The sequence below is a fragment of the Aeromonas sp. 600886 genome, from assembly GCF_049174935.1.
GTDB classification, from domain to species: domain Bacteria; phylum Pseudomonadota; class Gammaproteobacteria; order Enterobacterales; family Aeromonadaceae; genus Aeromonas; species Aeromonas veronii_A.
Genome location: NZ_JAAKUB010000011.1, coordinates 79,402 through 99,248 on the forward strand (window position 1 = coordinate 79,402; position 19,847 = coordinate 99,248).

At 59.1% G+C, this 19,847-nt stretch carries 15 protein-coding genes; 10 read left to right on the forward strand and 5 right to left on the reverse strand.

Annotated elements, in window-relative coordinates; genetic code table 11:
• Window positions 1-33 precede the first annotated feature (33 nt).
• From bamA to accA, 9 genes are all read left to right on the forward strand, one after another.
• Entirely contained in the window at window positions 34-2,565 is a 2,532-nt protein-coding gene (gene bamA / locus G5179_RS10700) for an outer membrane protein assembly factor BamA (protein ID WP_075114987.1), read from the forward strand.
• A gap of 149 nt (window positions 2,566-2,714) precedes the next feature.
• Window positions 2,715-3,227, forward strand: coding sequence for an OmpH family outer membrane protein (locus tag G5179_RS10705; RefSeq protein WP_005338563.1), 513 nt, complete (start codon window positions 2,715-2,717; stop codon window positions 3,225-3,227).
• A 3-nt stretch (window positions 3,228-3,230) separates the two neighbouring features.
• Window positions 3,231-4,250: a UDP-3-O-(3-hydroxymyristoyl)glucosamine N-acyltransferase gene (gene lpxD, locus G5179_RS10710; protein WP_005338561.1), complete on the forward strand. Its 1,020-nt coding sequence runs from the start codon at window positions 3,231-3,233 to the stop codon at window positions 4,248-4,250.
• A gap of 24 nt (window positions 4,251-4,274) precedes the next feature.
• The gene (gene fabZ, locus G5179_RS10715) at window positions 4,275-4,736 is read left to right on the forward strand and encodes a 3-hydroxyacyl-ACP dehydratase FabZ (RefSeq protein WP_005338559.1); all 462 of its coding nucleotides are present in this window, start codon (window positions 4,275-4,277) and stop codon (window positions 4,734-4,736) included.
• 5 nt (window positions 4,737-4,741) lie between these two features.
• Window positions 4,742-5,533, forward strand: coding sequence for an acyl-ACP--UDP-N-acetylglucosamine O-acyltransferase (lpxA, locus tag G5179_RS10720; protein ID WP_421258334.1), 792 nt, complete (start codon window positions 4,742-4,744; stop codon window positions 5,531-5,533).
• On the forward strand, window positions 5,526-6,665 hold the full coding sequence (gene lpxB / locus G5179_RS10725) for a lipid-A-disaccharide synthase (protein ID WP_335816701.1): 1,140 nt from the start codon (window positions 5,526-5,528) through the stop codon (window positions 6,663-6,665). Before lpxA ends, lpxB begins: the two co-directional genes overlap by 8 nt.
• A gap of 118 nt (window positions 6,666-6,783) precedes the next feature.
• Entirely contained in the window at window positions 6,784-7,374 is a 591-nt protein-coding gene (gene rnhB / locus G5179_RS10730) for a ribonuclease HII (RefSeq protein WP_421258335.1), read from the forward strand.
• Window positions 7,375-7,442: 68 nt separating this feature from the next.
• Complete coding sequence (dnaE, locus tag G5179_RS10735) at window positions 7,443-10,922, forward strand: DNA polymerase III subunit alpha (protein WP_421258358.1); 3,480 nt, start codon at window positions 7,443-7,445, stop codon at window positions 10,920-10,922.
• Between the two features lie 15 nt (window positions 10,923-10,937).
• Window positions 10,938-11,888: an acetyl-CoA carboxylase carboxyl transferase subunit alpha gene (accA, locus tag G5179_RS10740; RefSeq protein WP_368226934.1), complete on the forward strand. Its 951-nt coding sequence runs from the start codon at window positions 10,938-10,940 to the stop codon at window positions 11,886-11,888.
• A gap of 286 nt (window positions 11,889-12,174) precedes the next feature.
• Here the strand turns inward: accA and G5179_RS10745 are convergent, their stop codons facing one another.
• Both G5179_RS10745 and tal read right to left on the reverse strand, forming a co-directional pair.
• Window positions 12,175-12,357, reverse strand: a complete 183-nt coding sequence (locus tag G5179_RS10745) for a DUF3545 family protein (RefSeq protein WP_005338547.1) — start codon at window positions 12,355-12,357, stop codon at window positions 12,175-12,177.
• A 160-nt stretch (window positions 12,358-12,517) separates the two neighbouring features.
• Window positions 12,518-13,468 (reverse strand): transaldolase, encoded by a 951-nt coding sequence (gene tal, locus G5179_RS10750; RefSeq protein WP_005349780.1) that lies wholly within the window; start codon window positions 13,466-13,468, stop codon window positions 12,518-12,520.
• Window positions 13,469-14,169: 701 nt separating this feature from the next.
• Here tal and G5179_RS10755 point away from each other — a divergent pair.
• The gene (locus G5179_RS10755; protein ID WP_421258336.1) at window positions 14,170-15,600 is read left to right on the forward strand and encodes an alanine/glycine:cation symporter family protein; all 1,431 of its coding nucleotides are present in this window, start codon (window positions 14,170-14,172) and stop codon (window positions 15,598-15,600) included.
• Between the two features lie 62 nt (window positions 15,601-15,662).
• Here the strand turns inward: G5179_RS10755 and G5179_RS10760 are convergent, their stop codons facing one another.
• Genes G5179_RS10760 through G5179_RS10770 form a run of 3 tightly spaced genes read right to left on the reverse strand, consistent with a single transcriptional unit; the run spans window position 15,663 to window position 19,589 of the window.
• Window positions 15,663-17,678 carry a transglutaminaseTgpA domain-containing protein gene (locus G5179_RS10760; protein ID WP_421258337.1) on the reverse strand — a complete coding sequence of 672 codons (2,016 nt, stop codon included), beginning with the start codon at window positions 17,676-17,678 and terminating at the stop codon, window positions 15,663-15,665.
• Complete coding sequence (locus G5179_RS10765; RefSeq protein ID WP_421258338.1) at window positions 17,665-18,660, reverse strand: DUF58 domain-containing protein; 996 nt, start codon at window positions 18,658-18,660, stop codon at window positions 17,665-17,667. Before G5179_RS10765 ends, G5179_RS10760 begins: the two co-directional genes overlap by 14 nt.
• A complete protein-coding gene (locus G5179_RS10770) occupies window positions 18,660-19,589 on the reverse strand; it encodes an AAA family ATPase (RefSeq protein ID WP_421258339.1) in 930 nt (309 codons plus the stop codon). The genes G5179_RS10765 and G5179_RS10770 overlap by 1 nt, the downstream gene beginning before the upstream one ends.
• Window positions 19,590-19,847 lie beyond the last annotated feature (258 nt).

Consider the following 19,847-nt stretch of genomic DNA (forward strand, 5'->3'; position numbering starts at 1 on the left):
GCCAGAGCATCAACAAGGACACATAAGAACAAAATGGCTGTTAAAAAAGCATTGGTGTTGAGTTGCCTGCTGGGTGCCAGTTTCCTGGCCCAGGCGGCCCCTGCCTCTTTTGTGGTGCAAGATATCCAGGTCGAAGGTCTGCAACGGGTGACCCTGGGTGCCGCACTGTTGAACCTGCCGATCCGGGTCGGTGATACCGTCGACTCCGTGGCTCTGGCCAGCGCCATCAAAAAGCTCTATGCCTCGGGTAACTTCGAGGATGTGAAGGTTTACCGTGACGGCCAGGTGCTGCAGGTGATGGTCAAGGAGCGTCCGACCATCTCCAGTATCGAGTTTGCCGGCAACAAGGATATCAAAGAGGAGCAACTGACCCAGAGTCTGGAGTCCTCCGGCATCCGTGTGGGCGATCCGCTAGATCGCACTGTGCTCACCTCCCTCGAGAAGGGACTGGAAGATTTCTACTATGGCGTGGGTAAATACTCCGCCAAGGTCAAGGCCATCGTCACCCCGTTGCCGCGCAACCGGGTCGACCTCAAGTTCACCTTCGTGGAAGGGGAAGCGGCCAAGATCCAGCAGATCAACATCGTCGGCAACAGCGTCTTCCCGGAAGAGAAACTGATTGCCCAGCTCTCCCTGCGCGACGAAGTGCCCTGGTGGAACTTCACCGCCGATCAGCGCTATCAGAAACAGAAGCTGGCGGGTGATATCGAGACCCTGCGCTCCTACTACATGGATCGTGGCTATATCCGCTTCCAGCAGGAGTCTACCCAGGTCTCCATGACCCCCGACAAGAAGGGCGTTTACGTCACCCTCAACATCAAGGAAGGGGATCAGTACAAGGTCTCCGGTGTCCAGCTCAAGGGTGACCTGATCGACCGCGGTGGCGAGATGAAGGGATTGATCCCGATTGCTGCCGGCAGCACCTACTCTGCCAGTCAGGTGACTCATACCGAAGAGGTGCTCTCCAAGTTCCTCGGCCGTTACGGTTATGCCTATCCGAAAGTGGTCACCTTCCCGCAGGTCAATGACAAGACCAAGGAAGTTGAGCTGATCGTCAACGTTGAGCCGGGCCCTCGTGTCTATGTGCGCAACATCAACTTCAGCGGTAACGCAACCACCGAAGATCAGGTGTTGCGTCGCGAGATGCGCCAGATGGAAGGCACCTGGCTCTCCTCCGACAACATCGAGCAGTCCAAGAGCCGTCTCAACCGTCTCGGTTATTTCGAGAGTGTAGAAGTGGACACCAAGCGGGTGCCGGGCAACGATGACCTGGTTGACCTCGACTTCAAGGTCAAGGAGCAGCCAGCAGGCTCCATCAACGCCGGTATCGGTTACGGTACCGAATCGGGTCTGAGCCTGCAGGCGGGGATCTCCCAGGACAACTTTATGGGTACCGGTAAAAAGGTCTCCATCAACGCCAGCACCAACGACTACTCCAAGAACGTTGACCTGAGCTACAACGACCCCTACTTCACCGTGGATGGTGTCAGCCTGGGTGGTCGGGTCTACTACAACCAGTTCCGCGCCGATGATGCCGATATCGTTGATTACGAGAACGAAACCATCGGTTTCCGTCTCTCCAGCGGCTTCCCGGTCAACGAGTTCAACCGTCTCGACTTCAGTACCGGTATCGAGAGCACCAAGCTGAGCCGTCCGTCCTTCAATGCCCAGAACTATCAGGAGTGTCTGAAGGACAATCCGGATACTGATGGCAATACCTACTGCTGGGATCAGTGGAATGATAACCGCCAGTCGGTACAGATGGATCAGTTCTGGAATGCTTACTCACAGGATGGTTCCAACCTCGACTTTGTGACCGTCGATGTCACCGCTGGCTGGACCCGCTCTACCCTGAACAAGGGGATGTTCCCGACTTCTGGCGATCGTCAGCGTATCAACGCCAAGGTGACCGTACCGGGCATGGAGCTGCAGTACTACAAGCTCTCTGCCGAAGATGCCCACTACTTCCCGCTCGATGCGGATCACAGCTGGGTAATGATCGGCAAGGGTCGTGTCTCTTACGGTAACGGCTATGGCGATGACTCCATGCTGCCGTTCTTCGAGAACTACTATGCCGGTGGTTTCGATACGGTACGTGGCTTCAAGAGCAATACCATTGGTCCCAAGGCGATCTACAAGACCTACAACAAGCCGGGTGCTGGCAGTTGCACGGGTTCTCAGCCGTGTGAAACTGGCTACTACGAAGGTTCCGACACCTCGGTGGGGGGCAACGCTCTGGCCGTCGCCTCACTGGAGCTGGTCTTCCCGACCCCGTTCGTCTCCGAGACCTATCGTCCGCAGATCCGTTCCACCGTCTTTATGGACGCTGGTACCGTCTGGAGCACCGATTTTGCCAACGGAGCATATCCTTGCGCCGCCGGTTCTGATTGCAACTATCTGAGCCAGGACTACTCCAACCCGGGCAATATCCGGGTCTCTGCCGGTGTCTCCCTGCAGTGGCTCTCGCCGATGGGGCCGCTGGTGTTCGCCTTGGCCAAGCCGATCAAGAAATATGAAGGGGATCGCACCGAAGTCTTCTCCTTCAACATCGGTCGTACTTTCTAAGCAGAGTTTTGCCCCCACCCATGCGGTGGGGGTCTTCAATGATGGGACGCGCGGTATGCGTGCCTCACCAGGTAACAAGACGGTCCTAACGCCGCTTGCATAATCGGGTAAATCAGGTAGCCCTCGCCATGAGGGAACAAGGAGTAAGTGTGAATAAAGCGTTGAAAGTAGCTGGTTTGAGCTTTGCACTGATGGCTGCCGGCATGGGTTCTGCCTTCGCTGAGACCAAGATCGCCGTGGTGGATATGGGCGAAGTCTTCCAAAAGCTGCCCCAGCGTGAAGCCGTTGCAGCCAAGCTGAAAGGTGAATTCGAGCCGCGCATGCGTGAGCTGCAGAAGCTGGAACAGGAAGGCCAGAAGCTGGTCGAGAAGTTCCGCAAGGATGAAGCCTTCATGAGCGCCGAGCAGAAGAAGCAGAACCAGGAGAAGCTGGCCAAGCTGCAGATGGAGTTCAACCAGAAGCGTCAAGCCTTTGAGCAGGACAACGGTCGCCGTCAGTCCGAAGAGCGCAACAAGATCCTGACCAAGGTGCAGGCTGCCATCGATTCCATCGCCAAGAGCAATGGTTACGATCTGGTGCTGGAGCGCAATGCCGCCCCGTATGCCGCCAGCAAGCTGGACATCTCCGGCCAGGTTATTTCTCAGGTAAGCAAGAGCAACTAATTGATGGCATTCACTCTCGCACAGCTGGCCCAGCAACTGGGGGCCCAGGTCCATGGCGACGGAACCCTGGAAATCCGCAAGGTAGCGACACTGGAAAAGGCCGGGGAGGGGGATATCACCTTCCTGTCCAACAAGAAGTACCGGCACTATCTGGAGCAGAGCAAGGCGACCGCCGTGCTCATTACAGAAGCGGATCTGCCATTTTGTCCCACCAATGCCCTGGTGCTCAAAGACCCCTATGTGGGCTTTGCCCGGGTAGCCCAACTGCTGGACACCACCCCGCAGCCGGCCACGGATATCCATCCGAGCGCCGTTATCGCGGCTGACGTACAACTGGGCGAGAGAGTGGCCATCGGCGCCAATGCAGTGATCGAATCCGGCGTCGTGCTGGGTGATGATGTACGCATTGGCCCGGGTTGTTTCGTTGGCAAGAACACCCGGCTGGGAGCCCGCTCCCGGCTGTGGGCCAACGTCACCCTCTATCACAATGTGACCATGGGCACCGACTGTCTGGTTCAATCCGGCACAGTGATCGGCGCCGATGGTTTCGGTTATGCCAACGAGCGTGGCGAGTGGATCAAGATCCCCCAGCTCGGCGGCGTGACTATCGGCAACCGGGTCGAGATCGGTGCCTGTACCACCATCGACCGCGGTGCGCTGGAAGATACCCGCATCGCTGACAACGTCATCATCGACAACCAGTGCCAGATCGCCCACAACGTGGAGATTGGTTACGGCACTGCCGTGGCGGGCTCCACCGTGATGGCTGGTAGTCTCAAGGTCGGCAAATACTGTATCATTGGTGGCGCTTCCGTTTTTAACGGGCATATGGAGATCTGCGATCAGGCCACCGTTACCGGTATGGCCATGGTGATGCGACCCATTACCGAGCCCGGTGTCTACTCTTCCGGCATCCCTCTGCAAACCAATAAAGAGTGGCGCAAGACCGCCGCCCGGGTGATGCGTATCGAAGAGATGCACAAGCGGTTAAGCAAGCTTGAGAAGAAGCTGGATCAAGAATAATCACGATTGGTATAGGGTACTGTTTTGACTACTGAAAAGAAGAGCCTGGGTATCCAGGAAATCATGGATCTGCTGCCCCACCGTTATCCGTTTCTGATGGTGGATCGTGTAGACGACTACGAGATCAGCGATGAGCGCAAAACCCTGCGTGCCATCAAGAACGTCTCGTTCAACGAGCCGATCTTCCAGGGGCACTTCCCGGCCAAGCCGGTGTTCCCGGGCGTACTGATCCTGGAAGCGATGGCACAGGCCACCGGTATCCTGGCCTTTACCATGGTGGGCAAGCCGTCTCCCAACGAACTTTACTATTTTGCCTCAATCGACAACGCTCGCTTCAAGCGTCCGGTCGGCCCCGGTGACCAACTGGTGCTCGACGTGGAGTTCCTGAAAGAGCGTCGCGGTATTGCCAAGTTCACCGGTGTCGCCACCGTCGACGGTGAAGTGGTCTGTACCGCCGAGCTGATGTGCGCCAAACGCGAGGTTTAACACACGTGATCGACCAGACTGCCATCATTCACGATACTGCCATCGTCCATGAGTCTGCCGTGATCGGTAAAGGGGTTGAAATCGGCCCCTTTTCTGTCATCGGCGCCGATGTGGAAATTGGTGACAACACCTGGGTAGGTTCCCATGTGGTGATCAAGGGCCCGACCAAGATTGGTCGCGGCAACAAGATCTTCCAGCACACCTCCATCGGTGAGGATTGCCAGGACAAGAAGTACGCTGGTGAGCGCACCTTCCTTGAGATTGGCGACAACAACGTCATTCGCGAGAACTGCACCTTCCACCGTGGCACCATTCAGGATCAATCCCTGACCAAGGTCGGCAGCGGCAACCTTTTCATGGTCAACGTTCATGTTGCCCACGACTGCATCATCGGTGACAACTGCATCTTCGCCAACAACGCGACCCTGGCGGGCCACGTGGTGATCGGTGACTTCGTGATCTTCGGTGGTCTCTCCGCAATTCACCAGTTCGGCCGCGTCGGTTCCCACGCCTTCGTCGGTGGCTGCGCCGCCCTGAACAAGGACGTGCCGCCTTACGTGATGGCCGCCGGCAACTACGCCAAGCCGTTCGGGGTCAACTCCGAAGGTCTGCGTCGCCGCGGTTTCAGCGCCGAGGCTATCTCTGCCGTCAAGCGTGCCTACAAAGAGATCTTCCGCTCCGGCAAGACCATCGAAGAGGTGCTGCCGGTGCTGATCGAGATGGCGCAAGCCGAACCGGCCGTCCAGCTCTATGTGGACTTCCTCAAAGACAACGAGCGCGGGATCATCCGTGCCTGATCCGGTTCGTATCGGTATCGTCGCCGGAGAGGTCTCCGGCGACATTCTGGCTGCCGGTCTGGTGCGCGAGCTGCAAGCCCGCTACCCGGATGCGCAGTTCGAAGGGATCGCCGGGCCGCGGATGCAGGTCCTCGGCGTCAAGGCCCTGTTCGAGATGGAAGAGCTCTCCGTCATGGGGATCACCGAGGTGCTGGGCCGTCTGCCGCGCATCCTCAAGGTCCGTCGCGAACTGTTGCGCCACTTTATTGCCAATCCGCCCGATATCTTCATCGGCGTGGATGCACCGGATTTCAATATCGGAGTGGAGCTGAAACTGCGCCGCGCCGGTATCAAGACGGTTCACTATGTCAGCCCCTCGGTGTGGGCCTGGCGCCAGAACCGCATTCACAAGATCAAGGCCGCCACCGACATGGTGCTCGCCTTCCTGCCGTTCGAGAAAGCCTTTTACGACCGCTTCGATGCCCCTTGCCGTTTTGTCGGTCACACCATGGCGGATGATATTCCATTGGTGCCGGATCAGGCAGCCGTACGTCGCAATCTCGGTATCGATGCTAATCGCCGCTGGCTGGCGGTGCTGCCGGGCAGCCGCACCGCAGAAGTGGGCTTTATGTCCCCCCTGTTTCTCGAGGCGTGCAAACACCTGACGGTGCGCTATCCGGATCTCGGCTTCATCGTGCCGCTGGTCAACCAGAAACGGCGCGAGCAGTTTATGGCCATCAAGGCCGAGGTAGCGCCGGGTCTCGACATGGTGCTGCTGGAAGGACAGGGCCGCGAGGCGATGATCGCCGCCGACGTGGTGATGCTGGCCTCCGGCACTGCGGCGCTCGAAGCCATGCTGGTGAAAAAACCGATGGTGGTGGGTTACAAGCTCAAGCCCTTCAGCTATTGGCTGGCCCAGCGACTGGTGAAGACCGAATTTGTCTCTCTGCCCAACCTGCTCGCCGGTCGCATGCTGGTGCCGGAACTCATCCAGCACGAGTGCACCCCGGAGAATCTGGTGGAAGAGGTGAGCAAGTACTTCGAGCACGACAACAGTGCGCTGGTCAATACCTTCACCGAGCTGCACCAGCTGATCCGCTGCAATGCCGACTCGCAGGCTGCCGATGCGGTGGCGGATCTGCTCGGCAGATAACGCTATTTCGGACCGTCGATTGCGCCGCGCTACCCGTTCATTCGTTTTCGAGCGGTAATGCCGCGCCAGTCGACCCCTGTCAGGCCCCACGGGGCCTGTTTTGATTCAAGGCTACAAGATGATGATCGATATTCCTGACGACAAGCTGGTTGCCGGTGTGGACGAAGTGGGCCGTGGCCCCCTGGTGGGTGACGTGGTCACCGCTGCGGTCATTCTCGATCCCGCTAATCCGATCGCGGGGCTCAACGACTCCAAAAAGCTCTCCGAGAAGAAGCGGCTGGCGCTGTTTGACGAGATCAAAGAGAAAGCGCTCGCCTGGGCCATTGGTCGCGCCACTCCGGAGGAGATCGACGAGCTCAACATCCTGCATGCCACCATGCTGGCGATGCAGCGCGCCGTGGCGGGGTTGAAGGTCACCCCCGAGTTGGTCTTTATCGATGGCAACCGCTGTCCGGCGCTGCCGATGGAAGCGCGTGCCGTGGTCAAAGGCGATAGCCTGGTGGCCGCCATCAGCGCCGCCTCGATCCTCGCCAAGGTGACCCGCGATGCGGAGATGACCGAGCTGGACAGCCGTCATCCCGAATATGGTTTTGCCCGTCACAAGGGTTATCCGACCGCTGAGCACCTCACCATTCTGGCCGAGCGCGGCCCGCTGCCGGAGTATCGCAAGAGCTTCAAGCCGGTGCGCCGCGCACTGGGGCTCGAATAATCCATGCTGATCTGTCTGAACGATTTCTGCCTTGGCTGGTTCTGCTTGCGTAATGAGAGGGCATGACGATGGCTGACCCCCGTTTTATCCATTTGCGAGTCCACACCGACTTCTCCATGGTGGATGGACTGCAGAAGATCAATCCCATCGTCGGGGCTGCCGCTGCCGACAACATGCCGGCGATTGCCCTGACCGACCAGATGAACATGTGCGGTTTGGTGCGCTTCTATGGTGCCGCCCACGGCAAGGGGATCAAACCCATCGTCGGGGCCGACTTCTGGGTACAGAGTGACGAGCTTGGCGACGAGCAGTTCCGCCTCACCCTGCTCGCCATGGACAACGAGGGCTACCAGAACATTACCCTGCTCATCTCCCGCGGTTATCAGCGCGGTCACGTGCAGGGGCGTCCGGTCATCGACAAGGCCTGGCTTGCCGAGCATGCCAAGGGGGTGATCGTCCTCTCCGGCGGTCGCGAGGGAGATGTGGGCAAGTTCCTGCTCAAGGGCAACCGGCAGATGACCGAGCTGTGCGTCGCCTTTTATCAGACCCACTTCCCCGATGCCTATTACCTCGAGCTGCTGCGCACCGGTCGCCCTGACGAGGAGGTCTATCTGCACATGGCGGTGGCCATTGCCACCGAGTTCGAGCTGCCGGTTGTGGCCACCAACGAGGTAGTATTCCTCTCAGCCGATGATTTCGACGCCCACGAGATCCGGGTTGCCATCCACGACGGCTATACCCTGATGGACAAACGCCGTCCCCGTCGCTACAGCCCGCAGCAGTACCTGCGCAGCCAAGAGGAGATGTGCGAGCTGTTTGCCGACATCCCCGAAGCGCTGGAGAACACGGTGGAGATCGCCAAGCGCTGCAACGTGACGGTGCGCCTCGGCGAATATTTCCTGCCCAACTTCCCGACCGGTGACATGACCACCGAAGATTTTCTGGTGGCCAAATCGAAAGAGGGTCTGGAGGAGCGTCTCGAGTTCCTGTTCCCGGATCCGCAAGTGCGTGCCGAGCGCCGTCCCGAGTATGACGAGCGTCTCGACATCGAGCTTAAAGTGATCAACCAGATGGGCTTCCCGGGTTACTTCCTCATCGTGATGGAGTTTATCCAGTGGTCCAAGGACAACGGCATTCCCGTTGGCCCGGGCCGGGGCTCCGGTGCTGGCTCTCTGGTGGCCTACGCCCTCAAGATCACCGACCTCGACCCGCTGGAATTTGACCTGCTGTTCGAACGTTTCCTGAACCCTGAGCGGGTATCCATGCCCGACTTCGACGTCGACTTCTGCATGGATCGGCGCGACGAGGTGATCGAGCACGTCTCCGACATGTATGGCCGGGAGGCGGTGTCGCAGATCATCACCTTCGGCAGCATGGCGGCCAAGGCGGTGGTGCGGGATGTGGGCCGGGTACTGGGCCACGCTTACGGCTTTGTCGACCGCATCTCCAAGCTGATCCCGCCGGATCCGGGCATGACGCTGGCCAAGGCGTTCGAGGCCGAGCCCAAGCTGCCCGAGCTTTACGAGCAGGATGAGGAGGTCAAAGACCTCATCGATATGGCCCGCCGCCTGGAAGGGGTGGTGCGCAACGCCGGTAAACACGCTGGTGGCGTGGTGATCGCGCCCACCAAGATCACCGACTTTGCGCCGCTCTACTGCGATGACGAGGGTCATCACCCGGTCACCCAGTTCGACAAGAACGATGTGGAGTACGCCGGGCTGGTGAAGTTCGACTTCCTGGGTCTGCGAACTCTCACCATCATCGACTGGGCGCTCGGCATGATTAACCCGCGTCTTGCCAAAGAGGGCAAACCGCCGGTCGACATTGCCGCCATCCCCATCGATGACAAAAAGTCATTCGATCTGCTGCAGCGCTACGAGACCACCGCGGTATTCCAGCTTGAATCCCGCGGCATGAAGGATCTCATCAAGCGGCTGCAGCCCGACTGCTTCGAAGACATGATTGCACTGGTGGCCCTGTTCCGTCCGGGCCCGCTCCAGTCAGGCATGGTGGATAACTTTATCGACCGTAAACACGGTAATGAAGCCATCTCCTATCCGGACGAGAAGTGGCAACACGAGAGCCTCAAGCCCATCCTCGAGCCCACCTACGGCATCATCCTCTATCAGGAGCAGGTGATGCAGATTGCCCAGACCCTGGCGGGCTACACGCTCGGTGGCGCGGACATGCTGCGTCGGGCGATGGGTAAGAAAAAACCCGAGGAGATGGCCAAGCAGCGGGCCGGTTTCGAAGAGGGTGCCATCAAGAATGGTGTCGACGGCGAACTGGCGATGAAGATCTTCGATCTGGTGGAGAAGTTTGCGGGCTACGGCTTCAACAAATCCCACTCCGCTGCCTATGCGCTGGTCTCCTACCAGACCCTCTGGCTCAAGACCCACTTCCCGGCTGAGTTCATGGCGGCGGTCATGACCGCCGATATGGACAATACCGACAAGATAGTGACCCTGGTGGATGAGTGCCAGCGGATGGGGCTGACGGTGATCCCGCCGGATGTGAACACTGGTCGCTATCGCTTCAGCGTCAACGAAGATGGTCACATCGTCTACGGCATCGGCGCGGTGAAGGGGGTAGGGGAAGGCCCCATTGACGCTATTCTCAGCGCCCGGGATCAGGATGGCCCATTCCGCGATCTGTTCGACTTCTGCAACCGGGTCGATATCAAGAAGCTTAACAAGCGGGTGATGGAGAAGCTGATCCTCTCCGGCGCTATGGATCGGCTCGGTCCCCACCGAGCAGCCCTGATGGCGACGCTGGAGGAGGCGATGCGTGCCGCCGAGCAGCACGCCAAGGCGCAGGCGGTGGGGCAGGTCGATATGTTTGGCGTGCTGACCGAGGAGATCGACGACGTCAAGAAGGCATTCGCCAATGTGCCGCACTGGCCTGACAAGGTGTGGCTGGAAGGGGAGCGCGAGACCCTCGGGCTCTATCTCACCGGTCACCCCATCAACCAGTACAGCAGCGAGTTGCGTCGTTATACCTCGGGTCGCTTGTGCGATCTGCATCCCACCTCCCGCGATACCGTGACCACGGCGGCGGGGCTGGTGATTGCGGCCCGCAGCATGGTGACCAAGCGTGGCAACAAGATGGGGATCTTCACCCTGGACGACCGTTCCGGTCGCCTCGATGTGACCCTGTTCAGTGAAGCGCTGGAAAAATATGAAGAGTTGATGCAAAAAGACCGCATTTTGGTGGTTTCTGGACAGGTCAGCTTTGATGACTTCTCCGGTGGCCTTAAAATGTCGGCCCGGGAATTACTGGATATCAATGATGCGAGGGAGCGTTTTGCCAGAGCAATCCGCATCTCCCTCGATGAACAGCGTATCGATGATCGCTTTTTTCCGCGTTTGTGCGAGATTTTGGAGCCCGCCCGTGCCGGAGTCTGTCCGGTTCAGGTAAACTATCGTCGCCCCGGTTCCCGGGTGCGATTGACGCTCGGTACCGAGTGGCGGGTGACACCCACCGATCAACTGTTAGATGACTTGCGCGTCCTGCTTGGACGAGAGCGGGTCGAGTTGGTTTTTGATTAGAGGTTCTAAGGCCCTATGAGTCTTTTTCTGGATTTTGAACAGCCGATTGCCGAGTTGCAGGCGCAGATTGATGAGCTCAAACATGTGAGTGAAGGCAATCACGCCGTGGATCTGAAAGACGAGATCCGCCGGCTGGAGAAGAAAAACGAAGAGCTGACCAAGAAGATCTTCGGTGATCTGGGGGCCTGGCAGGTATCCCAGATGGCGCGTCATCCCCAGCGCCCCTACACCCTCGATTATATCGAGCATATCTTCACCGATTTCGACGAGCTGGCTGGCGATCGTGCCTATGCCGATGACAAGGCTATCGTCGGGGGCATCGCCCGTCTCGACGGCGAGCCTGTGATGGTGATTGGTCACCAGAAGGGTCGCGAGACCAAAGAGAAGATCAAGCGCAACTTCGGCATGCCGCGTCCGGAAGGATACCGCAAGGCCCTGCGTCTGATGGAGATGGCCGAACGCTTCAAGATGCCGATCATCACCTTTATCGACACCCCGGGCGCTTATCCTGGCGTCGGTGCCGAAGAGCGTGGCCAGTCCGAGGCGATTGCCCGCAACCTGAAAGTGATGGCCGGTCTGACCGTGCCGGTGGTCTGCACCGTGATCGGTGAGGGTGGCTCCGGTGGTGCGTTGGCAATCGGTGTGGGTGACCGCGTCAACATGCTGCAGTACTCCACCTACTCTGTCATCTCGCCGGAAGGGTGTGCCTCCATCCTGTGGAAGAGCGCCGACAAGGCCTCCGTAGCTGCCGAAGCGATGGGCATCACTGCCCAGCGTCTGAAAGAGCTCAAGCTGATCGACCACGTGATCGACGAGCCGCTCGGTGGTGCCCACCGCGATGTGGAGAAGATGGCCAAAAACCTCAAGGCTCGCATCAAGCAGGATCTGGACGCACTGCGTCCGCTCGATACCGAGCAACTGCTGGAGCAGCGCTACCAGCGTCTGCTGGGCTACGGTTACTGCTAAGCGCAGCCGTCACCCCCGAGTATTCAGGCCCCCGTCATCGACGGGGGTTTTTTATTGTTGATTACTTGTCTTGCGGTGATTGCCCCAATGCGCCCTGAAACAGCGCAGGTCAGTCTTCTAGGGTGAGGGGCAGGGTTGGTATGCCATGCTGTTGGTGATGGCTGTCAGTAGCCTACAGCATCCTTTGGCATCGCTGGCGATGGCATGACAAGCCACGTGATCATCCTATTGCGGCATAAAAAAGCGCCCCGGCTGTGCGGAGCGCTTTTACAGGTGTCTGGCGGTATTACAGTTCAATCTCGTCTGTAAGACCTTCATAGGCGATATCGATGGATTGCAGCTCCTTCTGCAGGCGATGTTTGTCTTTCAACGCCTCGATTTCACGCCATTTACGTTTTTTTCCCGTTGTCCCGCGGCTACGCGAACCGAGTTCAACCACCTCGTCATAATCGAAGTTGAACATTTCCATGGCTCCCTCCTTGGTTTTTATCGTTTTCACCACCCGTATAACATAACGAATCTGAAATTAAAACGTTTTCGTGACGACTCTATGACAGCGCTAAAAAAGCCCATGAAAAAAAACCGGGCCCCTTGTTAGGGGCCCGGTTTTTATCAGAAAAAAGAACCGATTACAGGCGGCTTGCCAGCATGGTTTCCAGCTTGCCCTGGTCGATGGCGAACATGCGGATGCCTTCGCCCAGCTTCTCGTGAGCCATGGCGTCCTGGTTCAGTTCCCAGCGGAATTCGGCTTCGGTCATCGGGGTCGGTTTGGCCTTGCGCTCACCGGTGTAGTCCAGTTTGCGTACCACGGCGCCTTCGGTCTTGCTCAGCTCTTCCAGCAGGGCCGGGCCAATGGTCAGGCGGTCGCAACCGGCCAGTTCCAGAATCTCGCCGGTGTTGCGGAAGCTGGCGCCCATCACGACGGTCGGGTAGTCGTGCTGCTTGTAGTAGTTGTAGATGGAGGTGACGGAGACCACGCCCGGATCTTCACTGGCGGTGTAATCACGGCCATTTTTGGCCTTGTACCAGTCGAGGATACGACCCACGAACGGGGAGATCAGGAAGGCACCGGCTTCGGCACAGGCACGGGCCTGGGCGAAGGAAAATAGCAGGGTCAGGTTGCACTGGATACCCTCTTTCTCCAGTACTTCAGCGGCACGGATCCCTTCCCAGGTGGAGGCCAGCTTGATCAGAATGCGGTCGTTGCTGATACCCGCTTCGTTGTAAAGACGGATCAGCTTGCGGGCCTTGGCGATGCTGGCTTCGGTATCGAAGGAGAGGCGGGCATCCACTTCGGTAGAGATACGGCCCGGAACGATCTTCAGCACTTCCAGACCGATGTTGACGGCCAGCTTGTCGCCCGCGTCGATGATTTGCTGTGCCTTGTCCTGGCTCTGGGCTTTGGCCCACTTGATGGCGTCTTCGATCAGCGGAGCGTACTCGGGGATCTCGGAGGCCTTCAGAACCAGAGAGGGGTTGGTGGTGGCATCGATGGGCTGATAGCGTTTGATGGCTTCGATATCACCGGTGTCGGCAACAACAGTGGTCAGGGCTTTCAGCTGGGTTAATTTATCGGCCATAGCGAATATCATCTCTTAATGAGGGAGTAATCCCTGGGTTGCGGGCTTGAGACGGTGGTTCTGAAATAAAATTACAGGATCTTGGTGCCTCAGGCTCAGAAAAGCGCGATGGGGGCGGCCCATCGTCATTGCTTGCCTAATTAATACTGATGTGCTGCATCCTGCAATAGGGGCGCTTGGTTGTTAAACATTCAGGCTGTTGAGTTATCCCGTTTTATGGCTTGAAACTATATGATTAGTAAGGTTTTTTACATTTCCTCCCGACCTCGCTCCGGTTTGCTTTCAGTTGAACTTTTTTAGCCAATATCCATATTTGTGTCGTCGATCACATAAATTATCTCGCTACGTACTTGAAATTTAATTACAGCGAAAACGTTTGGCGAAATGTCTCCGTTTGAAAGCCATTTCATGCAAGCGTTTGCGTTTTCGGATAGCTCATCAGGGATATATCAAAAAGGTTCTCTTATGGGGCTTAATGGTGGCCTGTCTGCTTGAATTATTGAGTTTGTTGAAAGTTTGCGATTTAAATGGAGCTTTATGGGCTTTTACCGTTCGTTTTTTGTGTCTCGCGTGACCGGGATCACTATTCCGGGCTCTCCCGCTGTGCTAGATTCCGCCCCTTTAGCGAAACGCTAATTAAACGACAGACAGAAAACGGTCAGCGCAGACTGACCATGGATGTGAATAACAACGAGAGAATTATGGACACCTTGATTGCGATGCTAAACGACCTGATGTGGGGAGCCGTGCTCATCTACCTGCTCATCGGGGTCGGTATCTTTTTCACCTTCCGCCTGGGTTTTATCCAGATCCGTCACTTTGGCCACATGTTTTCCGTGCTGAAAAACAGTCGTAAATCGGACAACGCGGGCATCTCCTCCTTCCAGGCCCTCTGTACCAGCCTTGCCGCCCGTGTCGGCACCGGCAACCTGGCCGGTGTGGCTGTCGCCATCTATCTGGGTGGCCCCGGCGCCATCTTCTGGATGTGGTTGATCGCTTTTATCGGCATGGCGACTGCCTTCGTCGAAAGCACCCTGGCCCAGCTCTACAAGGTCAAGGATGAGGATGGCAACTACCGTGGTGGCCCGGCCTACTACATGGAGAAAGGCCTTGGCATGCGCTGGATGGGGGTGGTGTTCTCGCTCTGCCTGATCCTGGCATTTGGTCTGGTGTTCAACGCGGTGCAGGCCAACTCCATCAGTCTGGCGATGAAGGTGGCGTTTGGCATTCCTGACTGGGTCAGCGGTCTGGCGCTGGTGGCGCTCTCCGGCCTGATTATCTTCGGCGGCATTCGTGGCATCGCCCGTTTTGCCGAGCTGGTGGTGCCCTTTATGGCACTGGCCTACATCCTGCTGGCGCTGGTGATCGTGGCGATGAACATCACCGAGTTGCCCCATGTCTTCATGGTGATCATCAAGTCCGCCTTCGGGATTGAGCAGGCTGGCTCGGGTGCGCTGGGTTATGCCATCTCCCAGGCGATGATCAACGGTATCAAGCGTGGTCTCTTCTCCAACGAAGCGGGCATGGGCTCTGCGCCCAACGCTGCAGCGACTGCCACTCCCTATCCGCCGCACCCGGCCTCCCAGGGTTATGTGCAGATGCTGGGGGTCTTTATGGATACCATCGTCATCTGCAGCTGTACCGCCGCCATCATCCTGATGTCAGGTCAGTTTGAGCCGGGCTCCGGCGTGACCGGTGTCGAGCTGACCCAGCGGGCGCTCTCTTCCCAGATTGGCAGCGGTGGCAACATCTTTATCGCGGCGGCCATCTTCTTCTTCGCCTTCACCTCTATCGTGGCGAACTACTCCTATGCCGAAACGAATCTGGTGTTCCTCGAGCACAACCACAAGGGCGGCCTGATGCTGTTCCGGATGTTTGTGCTGGGCATGGTGATGTTCGGCTCTGTGGGCGAGTTGCCGACCGTCTGGGCAATGGCTGATGTCTCCATGGGGTTGATGGCCATCGTCAACCTGGTGGCTATCCTGCTGCTCTCCGGCGTTGCCATCAAGCTGGCCAAGGATTACAACGACCAGCTCAGGCTGGGCAAGGTGCCCACCTTTGATGCCAACAAGTACCCCGAGATCCGCTCCCAGCTGGAAGAGGGGATCTGGGACAATCCGACCAAAAAATAACAAGCGGTGAGTCAAACCTCTTGATTAAAACCTGAAGGGGGAGCCGGTGGCTCCCCCTTCTTTTATGAGCCGCTCTTCGGCGGCTGATCCCAGCGCTGGGCGAGCTGTCTGATACGCCGTTGCAACTGGCGCCAGCAGCGCCCTTGTTGCCGGTCGTTGAGGAGGGCATAACGCCAGCGGCGATAGAGCCACGCACTCTTTAGCAGGGGATGGGCAAGGTCGGGGCGCAGCCGCGCCAGCCGCTCGCACCATGCTCCCATGCTCTCGGCAGGCTCTGGGGAATAGCCGCTGCGTTTGCCCCGTTTGAGCAGGGGTTGCCAGATGCGCCGCTCTGGCGGCAGACGGGCGGGCAACAGCAGGGGCAAGCTCACCAGCAGGGCGACCAGCATCAGGCTGGCGAGGATCAACCAGGGAGTGTATCCCGCCAGTGCAGGCCAGCGCAGACCGATTTGCTGCCAGAGCTGGCCCGCATCGTAACCAATCACCCAGCGACTCCACTGGTAGTCGATATTGTTGCCCCACCAGCGCAGCTGATTGAGCAGGGCCCAGTTGCGATAACGCTGCAGAGCGAGAGGGTCGGCGGCGGTAAACTCGTCGCTCAGGGCCTCCCTCACGCCGCCTTCAATGCGCTCCGGTGCCACTGCCGCAGTGGGGTCGATTCGCCGCCATGTTCCTCCTTCATCGAGATACTCCACCCAGGCGTGAGCATCGAACTGGTGTACCGCCAGATAGTTGCCCGTGGGATTCCACTCACCGCCGAGATAACCGGTGACCAGCCGTGCCGGAATACCGGCGGCGCGCAGCACGAAAGCGGTCGCCATGGCGTAGTGGCCGCAAAAGCCGCGCCGAGTATCGAACAGGAACTCATCCACCCCGTCACCGCCAAGTCGTGGCGGTGTCAGGGTGTAGTAATAGGATTGGCTGCGAAACTGCGCGAGCAGGGCGGCGACCAGCTCTGCGCGATCCGGATAGCGTACAGCCAGCACTTGGCCATGGACGCGCGCTCTCGGGTTGCCTCCGGCTGGCAGTTGCAGGTTGCGCTGAGCGGCTTGGTGGTCGTCCTCGATCTGTGCTTCGCCGCGGCCAATGCGATAGCGGATTGCCACCTCGCCGCTCCCCTGCCGATAGAGGGTGTGAATGGGGGTGAGCAGCACTGGTCCAGTCAGAATAGTCGGTTCACTTTGGGCAAAGGCCCAGCGGTGGCGCTGGGGCTCGGCGATCACCTCGTAGCTCCCGGCGGGTAATGGACTATCTGCCAGCTGATTGCTTGCCCGTGAAGATGATGCCAGAAGGGTCAGCCCGGTCTGCACCGGCACTGTCTGCTGCCATGCTTTGACCTCGGGGCTCAGCAACCAGCGCTGACCATCGAAAACTTCTTGGCGCATCACCGGAAAATAGCGCTCGCGGACAGGGGGCGGGCCATCGGCAAAGGTGACCCGAAACGCCAGTTCCGAGGAGTTGACCAGTTCGCTGATATCGCCGGGGGCCAGCTCTTCCGAGAGGCCGGACAGGGCACGGCTGGTGGTGGGCATCTGCCAGAGGGGCGGCAGCCTTGGCAGTAGTATAAACAGGGTGATAAGCAAGGGCAGCGCCAGCAGCAGGGCGCTCCCCGCACTGCGCCAAGGCCGTTTCTGCTCGGGGACGACGGCGGTCACCAGCGCGGTCACTGCCAGCCAGAGTGCCACTGCCATCCCGGCTGTCCAGCCGATGCTTTGGCGTTGTACCAGCGCCAGCGCGATGAGGAAGAAGGCGAGCAGCAGCACCTGCTCGATATCCCGCTCGCGCCGTACCTCGATCATCTTGAGGCTATAGCCGAGCCAGAGCAGATTGATCAGGGCGAGCAGGGTGCCTAGCCCGCGCCATTGTAGTCCCAGCAACAGCACGGTTGTGATGGCCAGCAGCGCCAACCCGCGGGCAGGGAGGGGCGGCCAGCCGCGCCACAGCATCATGGCCCGGACGCCGAGGGTGATGGCGCCTACTGCCACTACCCAGAGTTGCAGTTGGGGCCAGAGTGCCGCGACCAGCAGCAGCTGTTGCAGGGCGATGAGTGGCAGCAGACGGCGGTTATTTAGCAGCATCCTGTGTGCTCTTCGGTGGTTTGGCATCGAACTGGGCCAGTGCCAGCAGGCAGCGCTGCACAAAGGCGGCGCTGCTATCGGGCCCCAGCGTCTGGTTTGCCAGTGTCAGGGTAAAGGGGATGCCCCGCTTGCCGTAATCGGCGCACCACCAGGCCAGCACAGCTAACCGCTGTTCCAGATCCCCGCCCGCGACCCGCTGCAAGGTGAGGTGAGTGTCATCCTGCTGCGGTTCATGGAACTGCTTGGTCAGCAGGCCGCGCCCTTGGGCAAGTTGCTTCCAGGCGACCCGGCTCAGTGGTTCACCGGCCTGATGTGTCCGCAGGGTATCAAAGTCACCGAGAGTGGCTGGAGCAGGTTGGCCCTGATAACCCTCGCTTTGGGTCGCATGCTCCCCTCTTAACGCTCCGAACGCCGGTTTGGGGGAGAGCCAGCCTTCCAGTTGCAAGTCCAGCAGGGACCAGCAGCGAAACAGGCCGAGAGGGTAGCGGCTCTCGACCCGCAATCGACCAAGGTGCAGTGGCCCACGGCGCGAGCCCGATACTGGCAGGATAACTGTGCTGGGCACAGCGTCGGCCTGTGCCAGCCAGAGGGTGCCTTCGTTGAGGCTAAACCGGAGCGCCTGCACCGGGCGAGGGCTCTGCACCAAGATACGGATAGGTAGCTGGCTACCCGCTTCCCCCAGCACCAGCGGGCCACCCAGCAGCTCCAGCCCCAGCAGGTTGCGGTGGGTGAGCCACATGGCGGCCATAAACAGGCTGCCGAGGCAGTAGGCTACCAGCAGTACCAGATTGTTCTGGTAATTGGTGCCGAGCAGATAGATGGCGAGCAGCACCAGCAGATAGAGCAGTCCCATGCGGGTGGGGAGGATAAAGAGGCTGCGGGTACCCAGCGTGATCTGGCGGGCCGGGGGAATGCGGCGGTCGAGCCAGCGTCGCTGCCAGCGGGCTCGCCACTGCTGCCAACGGTTTAGCAATTTGCTCATCAGGGATTGTCCGGATCGACCTTGGCCAGCAACCGCTGGCTCAGGGGACAGGCTTCGCCGTGCTGTACGCCAAAGCAGCCCCGCAGCCGATGCTCGGCCACATAGGGGAAGACCGCCTGCACATCCTCTACCGTGACAAAGCGCCGCCCGGCTACCATCGCCCAGGCCCGGCTCACCGCCAGCAAGGTCAGGGCTGCCCGAGGGGAGAGGGGCTGTGGCAGATCCCCATCAAAGCGGCTCTGGTGCACCAGCGCCAGCAGGTAATCGAGGGTGGCATCGGAAACATGGATGGCATCCCCTTCGCTTTGCAAGGTGGCGAGTCCGGCGGCATCCAGCATGGCGGGCAAAGGGCCCGTCGGCTGGTGGCCGCGCAGTAGCTGGCGCTCCTCTTCTCGCGGCGGAAAACCCAGCGAGAGTCGCACTGCGAATCGGTCGAGTTGGGACTCCGGCAGTGGATAGGTGCCCGCCTGATCCGCCGGATTCTGGGTGGCGATGACGAAAAACGGATCGGGGAGTGGGTGCGTGTGGCCCTCGATGCTCACCTTGCCTTCGGCCATCGCCTCCAGCAGGGCGCTCTGTACTTTGGGGCTGGCGCGGTTGATCTCGTCCGCCAGTAGAACCTGGGTGAAGATGGGGCCGGGGTGAAAGCGAAATGTTTGTTGCTGGGGGTCAAAAATCTGAAGCCCCAGCAGGTCGGCGGGGAGCAGATCGGCGGTGAACTGCATCCGCCTGCATGCCAGCCCCAGCACCTGCGCCAGGGCGTGGGCCAGGGTGGTTTTGCCCATGCCGGGCAGATCTTCGATCAGCAAATGACCGCGCGCCAGCAGGGTCACCAGCGCGATTTTCAGCTGTAGCGGCTTGCCCAGAATGACTTGCTCCAGTGCCGCCAGCAGCCCGGCAATCTGCTCTTCTCTCTTCATTCCCTTCATACACATTCCCTGTATTGCGTCGCACCTACAGCTTATACGCCCGCAAGGGCGAAGGCAGATAACAGACGGGCGGTAAAGTGCAGCGCAGGGATGGTAATGAGCGGGAGGTGACCCGGTTTATTGCTGAGTCTGCTTGATTCAATATGGCCGCTATGGCACGTAACTCAATACAATATTTCCTGATTGGAATGTACCGATCGCCATCTCTTCACTAGGTGAGAGCGGTGGGCGCCCATATAGTTGCCCCATTGCGACGCG